The 15862-nt window shown below is 71.1% G+C and carries 17 protein-coding genes and 2 pseudogenes; 12 read left to right on the top strand and 7 right to left on the bottom strand.

Features of this window, described 5'->3' with window-relative positions:
* Window positions 1-543: 543 nt before the first annotated feature.
* Both K228_RS27090 and K228_RS30390 read right to left on the bottom strand, forming a co-directional pair.
* Window positions 544-702 (bottom strand): annotated as a pseudogene (locus tag K228_RS27090) (LysE family transporter); the annotation flags it as partial.
* A 351-nt stretch (window positions 703-1053) separates the two neighbouring features.
* Window positions 1054-1284 (bottom strand): annotated as a pseudogene (locus K228_RS30390) (RHS repeat-associated core domain-containing protein); the annotation flags it as partial.
* Window positions 1285-1391: 107 nt separating this feature from the next.
* Here K228_RS30390 and K228_RS0113205 point away from each other — a divergent pair.
* The 5 genes from K228_RS0113205 (at window position 1392) to K228_RS0113185 (ending at window position 6260) form a co-directional block, all read left to right on the top strand.
* Window positions 1392-2312 carry a DNA-3-methyladenine glycosylase family protein gene (locus K228_RS0113205; protein ID WP_025618874.1) on the top strand — a complete coding sequence of 307 codons (921 nt, stop codon included), beginning with the start codon at window positions 1392-1394 and terminating at the stop codon, window positions 2310-2312.
* Between the two features lie 146 nt (window positions 2313-2458).
* Entirely contained in the window at window positions 2459-2941 is a 483-nt protein-coding gene (locus K228_RS0113200; protein ID WP_025618873.1) for a GNAT family N-acetyltransferase, read from the top strand.
* Between the two features lie 110 nt (window positions 2942-3051).
* On the top strand, window positions 3052-4161 hold the full coding sequence (locus tag K228_RS0113195) for an ATP-dependent DNA ligase (protein WP_025618872.1): 1110 nt from the start codon (window positions 3052-3054) through the stop codon (window positions 4159-4161).
* 31 nt (window positions 4162-4192) lie between these two features.
* Complete coding sequence (locus tag K228_RS0113190) at window positions 4193-5761, top strand: alpha/beta hydrolase (RefSeq protein WP_025618871.1); 1569 nt, start codon at window positions 4193-4195, stop codon at window positions 5759-5761.
* Window positions 5762-5807: 46 nt separating this feature from the next.
* Window positions 5808-6260 carry a GNAT family N-acetyltransferase gene (locus K228_RS0113185; RefSeq protein ID WP_025618870.1) on the top strand — a complete coding sequence of 151 codons (453 nt, stop codon included), beginning with the start codon at window positions 5808-5810 and terminating at the stop codon, window positions 6258-6260.
* A gap of 4 nt (window positions 6261-6264) precedes the next feature.
* Here K228_RS0113185 and ligD read toward each other — a convergent pair whose 3' ends face one another.
* The gene (gene ligD / locus K228_RS0113180; RefSeq protein WP_025618869.1) at window positions 6265-7290 is read right to left on the bottom strand and encodes a non-homologous end-joining DNA ligase; all 1026 of its coding nucleotides are present in this window, start codon (window positions 7288-7290) and stop codon (window positions 6265-6267) included.
* A 47-nt stretch (window positions 7291-7337) separates the two neighbouring features.
* Here ligD and msrB point away from each other — a divergent pair, with 47 nt between their 5' ends.
* From msrB to K228_RS0113155, 5 genes are all read left to right on the top strand, one after another.
* Entirely contained in the window at window positions 7338-7748 is a 411-nt protein-coding gene (gene msrB, locus K228_RS0113175; RefSeq protein ID WP_025618868.1) for a peptide-methionine (R)-S-oxide reductase MsrB, read from the top strand.
* A gap of 138 nt (window positions 7749-7886) precedes the next feature.
* Window positions 7887-8147 carry a hypothetical protein gene (locus K228_RS0113170; RefSeq protein ID WP_025618867.1) on the top strand — a complete coding sequence of 87 codons (261 nt, stop codon included), beginning with the start codon at window positions 7887-7889 and terminating at the stop codon, window positions 8145-8147.
* 140 nt (window positions 8148-8287) lie between these two features.
* Complete coding sequence (locus tag K228_RS0113165) at window positions 8288-8869, top strand: redoxin domain-containing protein (RefSeq protein WP_025618866.1); 582 nt, start codon at window positions 8288-8290, stop codon at window positions 8867-8869.
* Between the two features lies 1 nt (window position 8870).
* On the top strand, window positions 8871-9818 hold the full coding sequence (locus tag K228_RS0113160; protein WP_025618865.1) for a cytochrome c biogenesis CcdA family protein: 948 nt from the start codon (window positions 8871-8873) through the stop codon (window positions 9816-9818).
* Entirely contained in the window at window positions 9802-10254 is a 453-nt protein-coding gene (locus K228_RS0113155; protein ID WP_025618864.1) for a GNAT family N-acetyltransferase, read from the top strand. The genes K228_RS0113160 and K228_RS0113155 overlap by 17 nt, the downstream gene beginning before the upstream one ends.
* A 14-nt stretch (window positions 10255-10268) precedes the next feature.
* Here K228_RS0113155 and K228_RS0113150 read toward each other — a convergent pair whose 3' ends face one another.
* Window positions 10269-11177, bottom strand: coding sequence for a LysR family transcriptional regulator (locus K228_RS0113150; protein ID WP_025618863.1), 909 nt, complete (start codon window positions 11175-11177; stop codon window positions 10269-10271).
* Window positions 11178-11354: 177 nt separating this feature from the next.
* Here K228_RS0113150 and K228_RS0113145 point away from each other — a divergent pair, with 177 nt between their 5' ends.
* The gene (locus K228_RS0113145) at window positions 11355-11702 is read left to right on the top strand and encodes a YybH family protein (protein ID WP_025618862.1); all 348 of its coding nucleotides are present in this window, start codon (window positions 11355-11357) and stop codon (window positions 11700-11702) included.
* A 140-nt stretch (window positions 11703-11842) separates the two neighbouring features.
* Here the strand turns inward: K228_RS0113145 and hemQ are convergent, their stop codons facing one another.
* Genes hemQ through hemE form a run of 3 tightly spaced genes read right to left on the bottom strand, consistent with a single transcriptional unit; the run spans window position 11843 to window position 15053 of the window.
* On the bottom strand, window positions 11843-12544 hold the full coding sequence (gene hemQ, locus K228_RS0113140) for a hydrogen peroxide-dependent heme synthase (RefSeq protein WP_025618861.1): 702 nt from the start codon (window positions 12542-12544) through the stop codon (window positions 11843-11845).
* Window positions 12541-13950 carry a protoporphyrinogen oxidase gene (gene hemG / locus K228_RS0113135; RefSeq protein WP_025618860.1) on the bottom strand — a complete coding sequence of 470 codons (1410 nt, stop codon included), beginning with the start codon at window positions 13948-13950 and terminating at the stop codon, window positions 12541-12543. Before hemG ends, hemQ begins: the two co-directional genes overlap by 4 nt.
* A 5-nt stretch (window positions 13951-13955) precedes the next feature.
* Window positions 13956-15053: a uroporphyrinogen decarboxylase gene (hemE, locus tag K228_RS0113130; RefSeq protein ID WP_025618859.1), complete on the bottom strand. Its 1098-nt coding sequence runs from the start codon at window positions 15051-15053 to the stop codon at window positions 13956-13958.
* Window positions 15054-15215: 162 nt separating this feature from the next.
* Here hemE and K228_RS0113125 point away from each other — a divergent pair, with 162 nt between their 5' ends.
* Window positions 15216-15815 (top strand): DUF3000 domain-containing protein, encoded by a 600-nt coding sequence (locus K228_RS0113125; RefSeq protein WP_025618858.1) that lies wholly within the window; start codon window positions 15216-15218, stop codon window positions 15813-15815.
* The last annotated feature ends 47 nt before the right edge of the window (window positions 15816-15862 follow it).

Genomic DNA, 15862 nt, shown 5'->3' with positions numbered 1-15862 from the left:
CGCGTTGGCCAAGGCCGAACCCAAAACGCTGCGTTACCGAATCCTCCAGACTCCCGCACGCCTGGTCCGCGCCCGCCGCTACCGCTGGCTGCGCCTGCCCCGCACCTGGCCCTGGGCCACCGACCTAGCTACCGCCATCGAGACCATCCGCCGCATGCCCATGCCCGCCACCTGACCCCCCCACCACCGCCCCGACGACCAGGAGGAACCCGAGGAGACCACGCCCCACCGGCGCGACAGCCGGCCCACAGCCATACCCGACGAGCCCAAGACATCCACCAGCTACAATGCCGGCCCCTCAATCATCGACAGGCGTCAGACCCGCGAAGAATCAGGGCCGAGCGCCATGTCTTGAAATCGAAGTCCGTCGAAGCGGGTGCCGACAGCAACGAGCCTGGTCAACCCTTGGGCGGAGTAGTCAACTCCGACGATCTCCTCACATGTGACGATCAACTGGTTACCCTGCTCACGAAACACGATTCATCCCTGCCGCTTGCTCCCGCTATTTCCTCCAGTTGCAACGGTAATCGACACATGCAAATGTCAGACCAGCAGTAGCGCCACCGCGAGCGTGGCCATCATTACGGCGACCACGCCGTCGAGTATCCGCCATATGGCGGTCCGGGCGAGCAGTGGACCGAGTCGGTACGCGCCTGCGCCGAGCACCGTGAACCAGGTGAGGCTGGCGGTGGCCGCGGCTGAAAGTCACGTTCGTCTCCGCTCTCAAGCGCTTCCATCATCAGCGCTTCAACCAAAAAGAACTCATCTCTAGGCATCGTGACCACAATCCCCCCTCCTCGATCCTCCACGTGCATCCAGATCCCCTCTCACTCCGGGTTGAAGTTCGTGGTGAAGTATTTATGGGGAACTCCCCCTGCTCTAAAACATGCTTTCAAGGCATGCCCGTCTGCGCCGGATAGCTCCTCCGCGGCGAGCTGAGCTCGAAGTCTGGGTCGTCCGCAACGTTGCAGCAGCTTCAGGCCCCGCGAGCGACGCGCCGCGCTACCTCCACCGCCAGTGGCGGAGGTGACGCCGGACCGTGCGCCGTGTTCAGAAATATAGAAGCTGGCGGGTCGCTGTAGGTGGTGGGTTGCTTTTGCCATATTGGTAGGCGTTGTATTGGGCTGGTTCGGTGGCGGCGAGGACGGGGCCGACGGGTATGAAGCGGTCGAGGAGGTTATCCTCTCGTCGTGCACCGATGCTAGTGAGTCCGGTGGGGTCGATGTCGCCGCCGACGAAGCCTTTCTGGTTGGGCAAGGTGGGGTTGGTGCCTCGAGATGTGCCCGATCATGTCCGACGCCCGTGTCGAACACCGGAGCGAGAGCCGACCAGGCCACAATTCGCATACCCGCCGATGGCGGGGAGCCGGGCCCGGTGGCAGCATTGTCCGGGTGTCCGGGACCGAACCCACCGCCCGCCGGTTGCTGCACCCGCCGGCCGGATACCAGCTGGCCGCGTCGGTCCGGCCCCTCACCTTCAGCCCGTACGACCCCTGCGCCCGGATCGTCGCCGGGACGCTCTGGTGGGCCACCCGGACCCCGGACGGACCCGCCACCCTCGCCCTGCGCCCCGACGCCGGCCACCTGGTCGCCGACGGGTACGGCCCCGGCGCCGACTGGGTGGTGCACCACGCCGACGCCCTCGCCGGCCTCCGGGACGACCTGTCCGGCTTCGCCGAGCTGGCCGCCGCGCACCCGGTGGTGGCCGGCCTGGCCGCCCGGCACCGGGGGCTGCGGCTGCCGACCAGCGGCCAGGTCTTTCCCCGGGCGTTCCGGGCCATCCTCGAACAGCGGGTGACCGGCAAGGAGGCGTACCGGGCGTACGCCGCCACCGTCCGCCACTTCCGGGCGGTGGCCCCCGGGCCGATGCAGCCGCTGCTGTTGCCGCCGGAGCCGGCGGCGGTGGCGGCCACCCCGTACTGGGCCTTCCATCCTCTCGGCATCGAACAACGTCGCGCCGACACGCTGCGTCGGGCCGCCGCGGTGGCCGACCGGCTGGAGCGGTGCGCCGACTCGGCCGAGGCCACCCGTCGACTCACCGCCGTCCCGGGGATCGGCCCGTGGACCGCGGCCGAGGTGGTCCGCGTCGCCTACGGCGATCCGGACGCGGTCAGCGTCGGCGACTACCACGTACCGAACACGGTGGCCTGGGCCCTCGCTGGCGAGGCGCGCGGCGACGACGCCCGGATGCTGGCCCTGCTCGAACCATTCCGGGGCCACCGCGGTCGGGTCTGCGTCCTGCTGGCGGCGGCCGGCATCACGGCTCCGAAGTTCGGCCCGCGGGCACCGCTGCGTTCGTTCGCGCGCTTCTAGCCGTCTCGCCGACGCGCCCGGCCCAACACGACCCGGCACCGCCATTCACAGCATCCAGCAGTAACGATATTTACCGGCTCCGGTAGCTGACTGTCGCCAAGGGACTCGGGCACCGTACGGTCGCGGCGCTGTGGTTGGCTGGGCCGGTGACCGCTCGCCCGCTGATCGCTCCCGCGACCCCGGCCGACGCCGGGGAGATCCTCACCGTCCAACTCGCCGCGTACCTGGCCGAGGCGCAGCGCTACGCGGACCCGTTCCTGCCGCCGCTCACCGAGACTCTGGACGAGATTCGGGCCGCGCTCGCCGGCCCGCAGACGGTGCTCACCGCCCGGCTGGGCCACCGACTCGTCGGTTCGGTCCGGGTTCACGTCGATGGCGTCATCGCCTCCATCGGCCGGCTGGCGGTCGCCCCCGACCAGCAGGGCCGGGGCATCGGTGGCCGCCTGTTGCGCGCGGTCGAGACCGTGGCGGGCGCCCAGGTGTGTCGGTTCACCCTGTTCACCGGAGCGGAGAGCGCGGGGAGTCGGCGGCTCTACCAGCGCTCCGGCTACCGGTTGGTGGGCCACGAGAAGGACCCGAACGGTGTGCCGCTGGTGTTGCTGGAAAAGACGGTGCCGTCCCGCTGCTGATTCCGACGGCCCCGCACCCGCGGCCGACGGCTGTCCGGCGACCAGGAAGGGGCAGCCGCGGCTGGTGTTCCTCCCCACGGCTGTCGGCGCCGTCTGGTTGACTGGTCGCCGTGAAGCTGCCGATCAGCCCGCCGGTCGAGCCGATGCTCGCCAAGAGCGTCCCGCGGATCCCGACCGCGGCCGGGATGACCTACGAGCCGAAGTGGGACGGCTTCCGGTGCATCGTGTTCCGCGACGGCGCGGAGGTCGAGTTGGCCAGCCGGGGCGGCAAGCTGATGACCCGCTACTTCCCCGAGGTGGTCGAGCAGGCCCGCCGGCAGCTGCCCGAGCGCTGCGTGGTTGACGGCGAGTTGATCGTGATCCAGCGCGATCGGCCGGACGGGCAGCCCCGGCTCAACTTCGAGCTGCTGGCCCAGCGCATTCACCCGGCCGCCTCCCGGGTAAAGCTGCTCGCCGAGACCACCCCGGCGGACTTCGTGGCGTTCGACCTGCTCGCCCTCGCCGACGAGTCACTCCTGGACCAGCCGTATCCGCACCGGCGGTCCCGGCTGGAGGCGGCGTTGGGCGGTGTCACGCCACCGATGCACGTCACCCAGGTCACCACCGACCCGGACACCGCGCGCCGCTGGTTCGACCGGTTCGAGGGGGCGGGGCTGGACGGCCTGATCGCCAAACCCGCCGAGCTGCCGTACGAGCCGGGCAAGCGGCTGATGTTCAAGGTCAAGCACAAGCGCACGGTCGATGTCGTGGTGGCGGGTTTCCGCTGGCACAAGTCCGGCCCGGTGGTCGGCTCACTCCTGCTCGGGCTCTACGACGACGCCGGCGTCCTGCATCATGTGGGGGTGAGCGCGTCATTCCCCATGGCTCGCCGGAAGGAGCTGTTGGACGAGTTGGAGCCATACCGGGGCGCTGGCGCCGACCATCCCTGGGTGCACGGCGACCACCAACGCGGTCAGCGCATCCCGGGCGGGATCAGCCGGTGGACCGGCACGAAGAACCTGGAGTGGGAGCCACTGCGACCGGAGCTGGTGCTCGAGGTGAGCTACGACGCGATGGAGGGTGACCGGTTCCGGCACACCGCCCAGTTCGTCCGGTGGCGCCCGGACCGCAAACCCCGTTCCTGCCGTTACGACCAGCTCGAGCGTCCGGTCCGATTCAACGTGGATCAGGTGCTCCGGGGCGACCCGGAGAGCGGTGGCCCCCCGTCCGGGCCGGCCTAGCCGGCTACTCCGACCCCGAAAGGTCCACCCTGTGGTTCGCACTCCCGCCCGCCGGTTCGCCCCAGCCGTGCTCCTGGCCAGCATATTCCTCGCCGCCGGCTGCACCGTGCCGGCGTTCGCGCCGCGCACTGAGGCGCAGCCCTCGGGGCCGTCCGGCACCGCGCCGACCTGGCAGGCCTGTCCGGAGGTGGCCGAGGAGTTGGTGGGGCGTACCGCACCGCGCATGCGCTATGAGTGCACCCGGATCAAGGTTCCCCGGAACTGGGCCGACGGCACCGCCGCCACCGCTGGCCCGGGCGCCGGGGAGACCTTCGAGATCGCGCTGCTGCGGGCCCGTTCCACGAACCAGCGGGACCGGATCGGCTCGCTGCTGATCAACCCGGGTGGGCCGGGTGGCTCCGGCGTGGACACCGCTGTCTACCTCTCCTTCCCGGCCGCGCTCGGCGGCCTGCCCACCGCGGTCACCGACCGCTTCGACATCGTCGGCTTCGACCCGCGTGGGGTGGCCCGCTCCAGCCCGGTGGAGTGCATCTCGGACGCCAACCTCGACGCCAGCTTCGGCTACGACCCGGATCCGGAGAGCCAGCAGTCCTTCGATGGTCTCGTCGAGCTGAACCAACGGATCGGGCGCGAGTGCGGCGACCGCTACGGCGACCAACTCGCGCTGTACAGCACGGAGCAGGCGGCCCACGACATCGACGCGATCCGGGCCGCCGTCGGCGACGAGAAGTTGACCTATCTCGGCTACTCGTACGGCACCCTTCTCGGCGCCACCTACGCCCAACTCCACCCAGAGCGGGTGCGGGCGCTGGTGCTGGACGGAGCGGTTGACCCTCGACTGGACCAGGTAGCCAGCGCGGAGAGCCAGGCCAAGGGCTTCGAGCGGGCCTTCGACAACTTCTCCCTGTGGTGCTCCACCAACCCCGACCGCTGCCCGATCGCTCCCAGCGCGCGGGAGGCGGTCACCTCAGCCATCGACAAGGCGCGGGTCTCCCCGGTCCCGGGCGACGACGGGCGGGAGGCGACGCCGGGGTGGGTTCTCTACGCGGTGGTCTCCTCGCTCTACACCGAGGCCGGCTGGGAGCAGCTGGCCCAGGCGATCGACGAGTTGGAGGGCGGAGACGCGACCGGGGTGTTCCACCTCGCCGACGCGTACGCGGGTCGGGAGCCTGACGGCACCTACTCGAACCTGTTCGACGCGAATCTCGCGGTGAACTGTGCCGACGAGGACGAGAGGCCGAGCCGCGAGCAGATCCGGCAGCTCCAGTCGCAGTGGCGTGAGCAGTACCCGCTGTTTGGTCCACCGCTCGCGGTCGGCATGCTCACCTGCACCGAGTGGCCCGGCGGCCGGGACCCGTACCCGACCGGGGCGGCCGATGGGGCGCCGCCGATCCTGGTGGTCGGCACCACGGGGGATCCGGCGACCCCCTACGAGCAGACCCCGGCGCTGGCCGAGATGCTGGGCGTGGGTCGGGTGCTCACCTGGGAGGGCGAGGGGCACACCGCCTATCCACAGACGGACTGCATCAGCGCGGCGGTTGACGCGTACCTGGTTGACCTGACCGTGCCCGCCGAGGGGAAGCGCTGCCCGCCCCAGTGACCCCGGTCGGGTGCGGCGGTTCTCGCCCCTGTGGCATTCTCCCCGGATGGGCGATGTGATCTTCCGGGAGGCGGTCCGGGCCGACCTGCCCGCCGTGCTCGACCTGCTCGCCGACGACCTGCTGGGCCGCGCCCGCGATGTCAGACAGGTTGACGCCCGCTACGAGCAGGCGTTTGCGGCGATCGCGGCTGATCCGCGCAACCAGTTCGTCGTCGCCGAGGCCGGCGGCGAGGTGCTGGGCTGCATGCAGCTCACCTACATCCCTGGGCTCAGTCGGCACGGCGCCGAGCGGCAGTTGATCGAGTCGGTCCGGGTCCGCTCCGACCAGCGCGGACGGGGGCTGGGCCGGCAGCTGATGGCCTCGGCGATCGATCAGGCGCGGGCGCGTGGATGTGCGCTGGTCCAGCTGACGACCGACAAGTCCCGGCAGGAGGCGCACCGCTTCTATCTGAGTCTCGGCTTCGTCGCCAGCCACGAGGGCATGAAGCTGCCGCTGTGACGGCTCAGCGGGGGCGGTCTCGGTCCTTGGACGGCTGCACCCGCTTCGGCTCGCCGGGCATCTTGGGGTGTTCCGGCGGGTAGGGCAGGTCGCCCTGCCCGTTGGCGGCGTCCCGCTCGGCCCACTCCAGCAGGGGCGTGATGTCCCACGGGGCGTCGTCGATGCCGGCGTGCGGGTCGCCGCGCTCGGCCAGCCGCGCCGGCACGCTGCGCAGGTCGAAGTCGTCCGGTTCGGCGTCGGCCAACTCGTCCCAGGCCAGCGGGGTGGAGGCGGTGGCGCGGGCATTGGCCCGCAGCGAGTACGCGCACGCGATCGTCCGGTCGCGGGCCATCTGGTTGAAGTCGACGAAGACCCGGGCGCCGCGCTCCTCCTTCCACCATGCGGTGGTGACCAGCTCGGGCCGGCGCCGCTCCAACTCCCGGGCCAGGGCGATGGTCGCCCGGCGGACCTCGACGAAGGTCCAGCGGGGCTGAATCCGCAGATAGACGTGGACGCCCCGGCCGCCGGAGGTCTTCGGCCAGCCGGGGACACCGAGCTCCGCCAGGATCCCGCGGAGCTCGGTCGCCGCTTTCGCCGCGTCGCCGAAGTCGGTGCCGGGCTGCGGGTCGAGGTCGATCCGCAGCTCGTCGGGGCGGTCCGGCTCGGCGCCGCGGACCGGCCACGGGTGGAAGACCACGGTGCCCATCTGGGCTGCCCACGCCACGTGGGCCAGATCAGCCGGGCAGAGCTCGGCCGCCTTGCGGCCACTGGGGAAGCTGATCTGCGCGGTGCGAACCCAGGGGGGCACGCCGCGGGCGGGCACCCGCTTCTGGAAGAAGGCCTCCCCCTCGATCCCGTCGGGGAAACGTTGCAGGGTGGTCGGCCGTTCGCCGAGTGCGCGCATGATGCCCGGACCGACGGCGAGGTAGTAGTGGAAGACGTCGGCCTTGGTGAACCCGCGTTGCGGATAAATCACCCGATCGGGGCTGCTCAGCCGGACCCGCTGCCCGGCGACCTCGATCTCCTCGGCTGCGGCCTTCGTGCCACCCATTGCGCGACCATATGCGATGGCTCCGACATTCGACGTACCGTTGGCGGGTGAGTCTCGACGACAGTGAACTGCCCCGCACCGAGGACGAGTGGCGGGTTCGGCTCAGCCCCGAGGAGTTTCGGGTGCTGCGGGAGCACGGCACCGAGGCCCCGGGGAGCGGGGAGTATGTGGACACCAGGACCCCGGGGGTCTACCACTGCCGCGCCTGCGGGCTGGAGCTGTTTTCCAGCGATGCGAAGTTCGACTCGCACTGCGGCTGGCCGAGCTTCGACGACGCCCTTCCCGGACGCGTCCGGGAGGTCGAGGACCGGAGTATGGGCATGGTTCGGACGGAGATCCGCTGCGCCCGCTGTGACAGCCACCTGGGGCATGTCTTCACCGGTGAGGGCTTCACCCCGAAGGACACCCGGCACTGCGTGAACTCGGTGTCCCTCCAGCTGGAGCCACGCGACGCCTGACGGCGGACCTCGACGCGCGGAGGTGGGCGCGGCGGAGTGGGGAGGCCGATAGTCCGCACCGGTTCACCGATTCCGGTTGCCGGCCCGCAGCGGATGTTCGACGCTTGCGGTTACGGAACCGAATTCGGGGGGTTTGTCATGGCGATCTGTGAAGTCTGCGAGAACGACTACTGGATGACGTTCGAGGTGCGCACGGTCAGCGGCGACGTGCACACCTTCGACAGCTTCGAGTGCGCCGCGCACAAGCTGGCTCCGGTCTGCGAACACTGCCAGGTCAAGATCTTGGGCCACGGGGTCGAGGTCTCCGGCCGCTTCTTCTGCTGCGCCCACTGTGCCCGGAGCAAGGAGGGAACCGAGGGTGCCCAGGTCCGCGACTCGGTCGGTGCCCGGCCGTCCTGAGCGGGCAGGGGCAGCAGGGCAGGGTCGGTCAATCACTCCAGATAGCGGCTTCGGGACGGAGACCGCCAGGGTGGAGTTCGGGGCGCCGACGTTAGCGAGCGGTAAGAAGACTCGGTGCCGCACCCGGCTAACATCCGGACATGCGCACCATGACCCGGTCAATTCCGATCGCACTGACCATCGTTTTGGCGCTCTCCGCCTGCGGGAGCTCCGAGGACACCTCCGCGAATGCGGAGCCCACCCCCGCCCCGACGACCGCACCCGCCAGCGCGCCGGCCACCACCGCGGCGAGCCCGACCGCCGAGCCGGCACCCGAGGTGCCGCAGACCCTGGACTTCACCGCACGCACCATCGACGGTGACACGTTCACCGGGGCCAGCCTCGCCGGTAAGCCGACCGTTCTCTGGTTCTGGGCCGCCTGGTGCCCCAAGTGCCGGGGCTCGGCCAAGTCGGTGGCGGCCGTGCAGCAGGACAACGCCGACCGGGTGAACGTCGTCGGGGTGGCCGGGCTCGGCAGCGGTGACGACGCGATGCGCCGATTCGCTCAGGACACGGGCATCGAAGGCTTCCCGCAACTGGCCGACGACGCGGGCGAGGTGTGGCAGCGGTTCGAGGTGGTCTCGCAGCAGTACTACGTGCTACTGGACTCCGCCGGCAAGGTCGTCCACAAGGGTTCGCTCTCCGAGACCGATCTCCGCGAGCGGGTCGCGGAGCTGACCTGAGATGGTTGACGCCCCCTACGGTCTCGCGCTCGGCGCCGGGCTGCTCGCCGCCGTAAACCCGTGCGGCTTCGCGTTGCTGCCGGCGTACCTGTCGATGCTGGTGCTGGGGGACGGCCCGGCGGACGGCCGCGGGCCGCTCGCGCCGGTGGGTCGGGCGTTGGCCCTGACCGCCGCCATGACCCTCGGCTTCGTCGCCGTCTTCGGTGGGTTCGGGCTCCTCGCCGGCCCCGCCGCCGACGCCCTGGCCAGCCGCCTGCCCTGGGTGTCGGTCGCGATCGGGCTCGCCCTGGTCGCCACCGGCGGCTGGCTTGTCGCGGGCCGGGCGCTCCCGACCTTCGCTCCCCGGATCGCCAACGGCCCCGAGGTCCGGCGCAGCTTTGGATCGATGGTCCTCTTCGGTGCTGCCTACGCGATCGCCTCCCTCGGCTGCACCATCGGACCGTTCCTGGCCGTGGTGGTCGCCGGATTCCGGGCGGGCAGCCCGCTCGCCGGGGTCGGGCTCTTCGTCGCGTACGCGGTCGGGATGGGCCTGATGGTCGGCGCCGCGGCGCTCGCGGTCGCGCTGGCCCGGGAGTCCCTGGTCCGGCGCACCCGACGGGCCGGGCCGCTGCTCGGCCGCGTCGCCGGCCTGCTCCTGGTGCTGACCGGCGGCTACGTCGCCTGGTACGGCTGGTACGAGATCCGGCTCTTCGCCGGCGGCGACGTCAACGACCCGGTGATCGACGCGGCCGGTCGGGTGCAGGCCATGATCAGCGGGTGGGTGGACAGTCTGGGCCCGTGGACGATCGGGGCCGTGGTCGCCGCGCTGTTCGCGGTGGCGGTCGCCGGCACGCTGCTTCGCCGGCGGCGCTCCGCCTCCCGGCAGCCGGCATCGGCATCGGCATCGGCATCGGCATCGGCATCGGCATCGGCCAGCGACCTACCATCGCAGGATGCTGCACACCGCTGAACTCCGGACCGCCTCCTTCGCCGACCTGTCCGCCCGGGCCTTCCATGACCTGCTCCGGCTGCGCGTGGACGTGTTCGTGGTGGAGCAGGAGTGCCCGTACCCGGAGCTGGACGGCCGGGACGTGGAGCCGGGCACCCGCCACCTCTGGCTGGAGCAGGCCGGGGCGCCGGTGGCGTACCTGCGGATCCTGGCCGATCCGGACGGCCGGCGACGGATCGGCCGGGTGGTGGTGGCGAAGGAGGCGCGCGGCGCGGGGTACGCGGGCCGGCTGATGACCGCTGCCCTCGTGGAGGTCAGCGAGAGCCCGTGCACCCTCGAAGCGCAGTCACAGCTGGTCGACTTCTACACCCGACACGGGTTCACGGTCACCGGGCCGGAGTACCTCGAGGCCGGCATTCTGCACACGCCGATGCGCCGGGACACCCCGGCGAAATAGCACACCGCGAATCGCTACCGGACCGGGGCCCGGGGTCGTCCCGGCCCGGCAGCGAAGGTGTCGCGACAGTGCCGGACCAGTCGATCGAGGGCTGGACTCTGCGTACCGCTCCAGACCAGGGCCAGCAGGGCTGGCTCGTCGATGTCGAGGATCGGCAGCGCGATCAGGCGGCCGTGGTAGTCCCGCGACATGGACTCGCTGAGGATGGCCACGCCCAGCCCCCGGGCGGCGAGGTCAGCGATGGCGTCCGCGGCACTGGCCTGGACGCTGATGGTCGGCCGGACACCGCGCCGGGTGCAGGCCCGGTCGAGGACCGTACGGATGCCGGTGCCCTCGGGCATACACACCAGTGGGTGGTCGGCGAGTTCGGCCATGGTCACGGTCGCCTTCTGGGCGAGGAGATGCCCGGGTGGGACGAGGGCGACGAGTGGTTCGCTGATGACCGTCAGGGTGTTCGACCCGACCGGTGTGGGATCGGCGGTGCCGATGAGAGCGAGGTCGACAGCGCCGGACTGGACGTCCTGGAGGAGCCGGGCCGAGTGCTGCTCGAGCAGGGTGATCTCCACGCCGGGGTGCGCGTGGTGAAACGCCGCCAAGGCGTCGAAGAACGGGGTGACTGTGCAGCCGATGACCATGCCGACGGTGAGGCGACCGCGGATGAGTCCGATCACGTCGCCGACCGCCTGTTTCATCGCGTCCGAACAGGCGAGCGCGGCCCGGGCAGGTTCGAGTGCGGCCCGGCCGGCATCGGTGAGGCTCGCCGTTCGGGTGGAGCGGTCGAAGAGGGTGGCGCCGAGTTCGCGTTCGAGCGCACGGATTTGTGCGCTCACGCCGGGTTGACTGATCCGTACCCGCTCGGCGGCGCGGGTGAAGCTGGCTTCCTCGGCGACTGCGACAAAGTACTCCAGCTGCCTCAGCTCCATAACCGGAGATTATAGCTTGCATAAAAAGCATCTGTTGGACTTCTGAAGCTACCAGAGGCACGCTTGATTCCACAGGAAGCGCCGAACGACACGCTTGGTTCCGCGGGAAGCATCAGACCGAACGCCCACTCCGCGGGAAGCGTCGAAAGGAACATCATGTCGGACCGTGCGAAAGCCATGCAGCCCGAGGACCTCACCCGGCTGTTCGTCGAACGCTCCAACGCCGGCGACGCCGCGGGCGTCGCCGCACTCTACGAACCGGACGCGGTCATGGCCTACCCGCCCGGCGACCAGACCGTCGGACGCGCGGCGATCCAGGCCCTGTGGGAGAAGGTGCTCGCCAGCCGGCCACACTTCACGCCGGAAGAGCCGCTGCCCACACTTGTCTGCGGCGACCTGGCCCTCACCTCGACACCGCCGAGCGACGGTGCGGGCGCGCGGGCGCAGGTCGTCCGCCGCCAACCCGACGGGTCCTGGCTACGCGTGCTCGACCAGCCGGAGTTCACCGAGCCCACCTCGGCCTGACTCTCCCGAAGGGCCCTACCCACACCCGGCGGTCACCCGAGACCCCTCGGCTGCCAGAGCGGCTGAGCTGGCCAGGCCGCGAGAGGCGGCGGGGCCGGCTCAGGCCGCTGCCGTACCGCCGGGTGGGGAGGGTGCCGCGATCAGGGCAGGCCGGCGATGATGTCGGCGATCGCGCGACGACGGCCGGTGTAGAACGGGATCTCCTCCCGGACGTGCCGGCGGGCGCGGGAGGCCCGCAGGTCCCGCATCAGGTCAACGATGCGGTGCAGCTCGTCGGCTTCGAAGGCGAGCAGCCACTCGTAGTCGCCGAGGGCGAACGAGGAGACCGTGTTGGCCCGCACGTCGGGGTAGCCGCGGGCCATCCCGCCGTGCTCGGCCAGCAGCTCCCGCCGCTCCGCGTCCGGCAGCAGATACCACTCGTACGAGCGGACAAAGGGGTACACGCAGAGATAGTCCCGGGCCTGCTCACCGGCGAGGAACGCCGGGATGTGGCTCTTGTTGAACTCCGCCGGCCGGTGCAGCCCGAGCTGGGACCAGACCGGGGTCAACGAACGCCCCAGCGTGGTACGTCGAAACCGCAGATACGCGTCCTGAAGCGCGTCACTCGACGAGGAGTGCCACCAGATCATCAGGTCGGCGTCGGCGCGCAGCCCCGCCACGTCGTACGTGCCCCGGATGGTCACGTCCTCGCCGGCCAGCTCGTCGAAGAAGGCGGTCGCCTCGGCGGTGACGTTCTCGCGTAGTGACGGCAGGGCGCTACTCGCCCGATACACCGACCACATGGTGTACCGAATCGTCGCGTTCAGCTCGTTCAGCCGGGCCGCGTTGGTCTGCTCGGTCATATCCCGGAACCCTTCAGTGCAGTGATGATCTCGTCGGCCGCCGCCGCGCCGGAACGGATACAGACCGGAATCCCGACGCCGTCGTAGCCGGCTCCCGCCAGCGCGAGGGTTGGCCGCTGCTCCCGCAGCGTCGCCCGCGCCGACGCCACCCGCTCCAGGTGGCCCGGCGCGTACTGCGGCAACGACCCACCCCAGCGCTGCACGTGTGTGGCGACCGGGGTGGGAAGCTCGGCACCGAGCACCGTCGACAGTTCCCGGTGCACGGTGTCGACGAGGTCCCGGTCGGGGCGCTGCAGCTGCGCCTCGTCCCCGTACCGGCCGACCGAGGCGCGGACCAGGGTCAACCCGTCGGGCCGGCGCAGGTGCCCCCACTTGGTGGTGAAGAAGGTGGACGCCTTCATCAGCAGCCCCTCGCCGACCGGGACCAGGAGGCCGGAGAGCGCAGGCAACTCCGTCGCCGGCAACGCGAGGGTGACCAGTGCGACGCTGGCGTAGGCCAGGTCACCGACGTTCTCAGCCGCAGCCGGGGCGACATCGGCGAGCAGCCGCCCGGCCGGCCGGGCCGGCACGGCCAGCACCACGGCATCGGCGTGGACCTGCTCCGCGGCGCCGTTCGGGCCGACGGTCAGGTGCCAGCCGGCGCCGGTCGGGGTCAGCGCACGGACGGTCGCGTTCCGCCGGATCGTGGCGCCGCTGGCCGACGCGGCGGCCTCGACCAGGGTGCTGAGGCCACCGACCAGGGTGCCGAAGAACGGCGTACCGGGTGACCGTGGCGCCGCCGCCTGCGCCGCGCGGACCGCCCCGACCAGGGTGTGTTCGACCCGGGCGGTCCGGGTCAGCGCGGGCATGGTGGCGGCCAGGGAGAGCTTGTCGGCGCGGCCGGCGTAGACGCCGCCGAGCATCGGCCCGACCAACCGGTCGACGACCTCGTCCCCCAGTCGGGTCCGAACCAACTCGCCGACCGTGACATCGACGCCGGGGGCGAGCAACGGCTGCCCGGTGTCCACATCAGCCTCGGCGGTCGGGCGAGCCACCGCCGCCACCGCCGCGAGATCCCCGGGGACGCCGATCAGCGTGCCCCGGGGCAGCGGGTGCAGCTCACCGCCGACCAGGAGCGCCGCCTGCCCGACGGTGGGGTGGACGATGTTGTCGGCCAGCCCCACCCGACGGATCAGGGCTACCGCCGCCGACTCCCCGCCAGCGGAGTCGCGCATCAGGAACGCTTCCGCGCCGAACTCCACCGGAGCACCGGCCAGTTCGCCGGTGTGCAGCTTGCCGCCGAGGGAGTCGCTTCGCTCGTAGACGGTCACCTCGGTGCCGGCGGGAGCGTGGTCCCTCAGCTGGACGGCGGCAGCGAGGCCGGCGATCCCACCGCCGACCACCGCGATCCGCCACGGTGTCGTCATGCCACTCAGCTCCTTCCGTTTCCACGAGCGGTCAACTCGTGGACCAGGGCCACCAGCCGGGTCAGTACGTCGGGATCGGTCTCCGGTAGCACCCCGTGGCCGAGGTTGAAGATGTGCCCGGGGGCGGCACGCCCCTGCGCCAGCACCCGTCGGACCTCGGCCTCAAGCACCGGCCACGGGGCGAACAGCAGACACGGATCCAGGTTGCCCTGCACCGCCCGCTGCGGGCCGACCCGGCGGGTGGCGATATCCAGCGGCGTACGCCAGTCAACGCCGACCACGTCGGCGCCGGCCTCGCCCATCGCGGTAAGCAGCTCGCCGGTGCCCACCCCGAAGTGGATCCGGGGAACGCCAGCGTCGGCGAGGCCGGCGAGGACCGCCTGCGAGTGCGGCAGCACGTACCGGCGGTAGTCGGCCTCGGAGAGGGCACCGGCCCAGGAGTCGAAGAGCTGCACGGCGGAGGCGCCGGCGTCGATCTGTACCTTCAGGAACGCCAGCGCCACCTCGGCGAGCCGGCCGGCCAGGGCGTGCCACAGGTCCGGGTCGCTGTACATCAGGGCCTTGGTCTTCGTGTGGTTGCGCGACGGCCCCCCCTCGACGAGGTAGCTGGCGAGGGTGAACGGGGCGCCGGCGAAGCCGATCAGCGGGGTCGCACCCAGCTCTCCGACCAGCATCCGGACCGCTTCGTCCACGTAGTGAACATCGTCGCGGGTGATCGGCCGGATCCGCTCCACGTCCGCCGCGGTGGTGACGGGATCGGTCACGACCGGGCCGGTGCCGGGGACGATGTCCAGCGCCACCCCGGCCGCGGCGACCGGCACCACGATGTCACTAAAGAGGATCGCCGCGTCAACCCCGTGTCGGCGCACCGGCTGGAGGGTGATCTCAGTGATCAGTTCCGGCCGGCGGCAAGACTCCAGCATCGCCACGTTCGCCCGGATCTTCCGGTACTCCGGCAGTGAGCGACCCGCCTGCCGCATGAACCAGACCGGGGTGTGCGGGCCGGGCTTGCGCCGGCACGCCCGAACGAAGGGGGAATCGGCCGGATCTCCGGGGCGAGGCCCCTCGTCTCGGGCGGCAGTGCCCGTGGTGTCGGTGCTCATCGTGGCCCATCGTGCCACGCCGCCCGCCCCGCCCCGCCGTCACCGTCACATCGTGTGATCCACGCCCACAAAGCAGCAATCTGGGCCGGACGCGGCCGCCAGCTGCCCCGGTTCCCGGCGTGCCGTCGAATCGGCTGGCCCAGAGACCCTTACGCTTCGATAATGACCCCCCCGACCGCGCTCCCGGAGACGTTCGCCCGCGCGGTTGACGGGCTACGATCGGCCGCCCCCCGAGCAGAGATCCAGTTGGAAGAGGTCGGCGCGCCCCAACGGCTGGCCCCCTTCACCTTCGCCCTCGCCGCGACCGTCCTCCGCGACGACGACGAGGTGGCGAACGGACGTCTGATACTCCTACACGACCCTGCCGGGCACGAGGCGTGGCGGGGCACACTACGACTGGTCACGTACGTCACCGCCGAGCTTGAGGTAGATCTGGCCGCCGATCCGCTACTACCGGAGGTGGGCTGGGCCTGGCTGACCGACGCCCTCAGCGTGCGGCAAGCCCGATACCGGGCGATCGGGGGGACGGTCACCCAGACCATGTCGACCCGGTTCGGTGATCTGGCTGGGCCACCCGCGGCCGGCGATGTGGAGATCCGGGCTTCCTGGACGCCGGTGGACGACGAACTCGTGCCACACTTGCACGCCTGGTGCACCCTGCTCGCCTCGACCGCCGGCCTACCGCCGCCCGGGGTGACGGCGCTCCCCGAGCGCCGCCCCGCCGGCACGACCCTGAGCGCCGCCCCGCCGGCACGACCCTGAGCGGCCGAGATCCGCCACAAACACACTTTGTCTTCACGGTTTGCTCA

Source organism: Salinispora cortesiana, from assembly GCF_000484695.1.
Taxonomy (GTDB): Bacteria; Actinomycetota; Actinomycetes; order Mycobacteriales; family Micromonosporaceae; genus Micromonospora; species Micromonospora cortesiana.
Note: the sequence above shows the minus strand (reverse complement) of the source record. Positions and strands in the feature narration are given on the sequence as shown.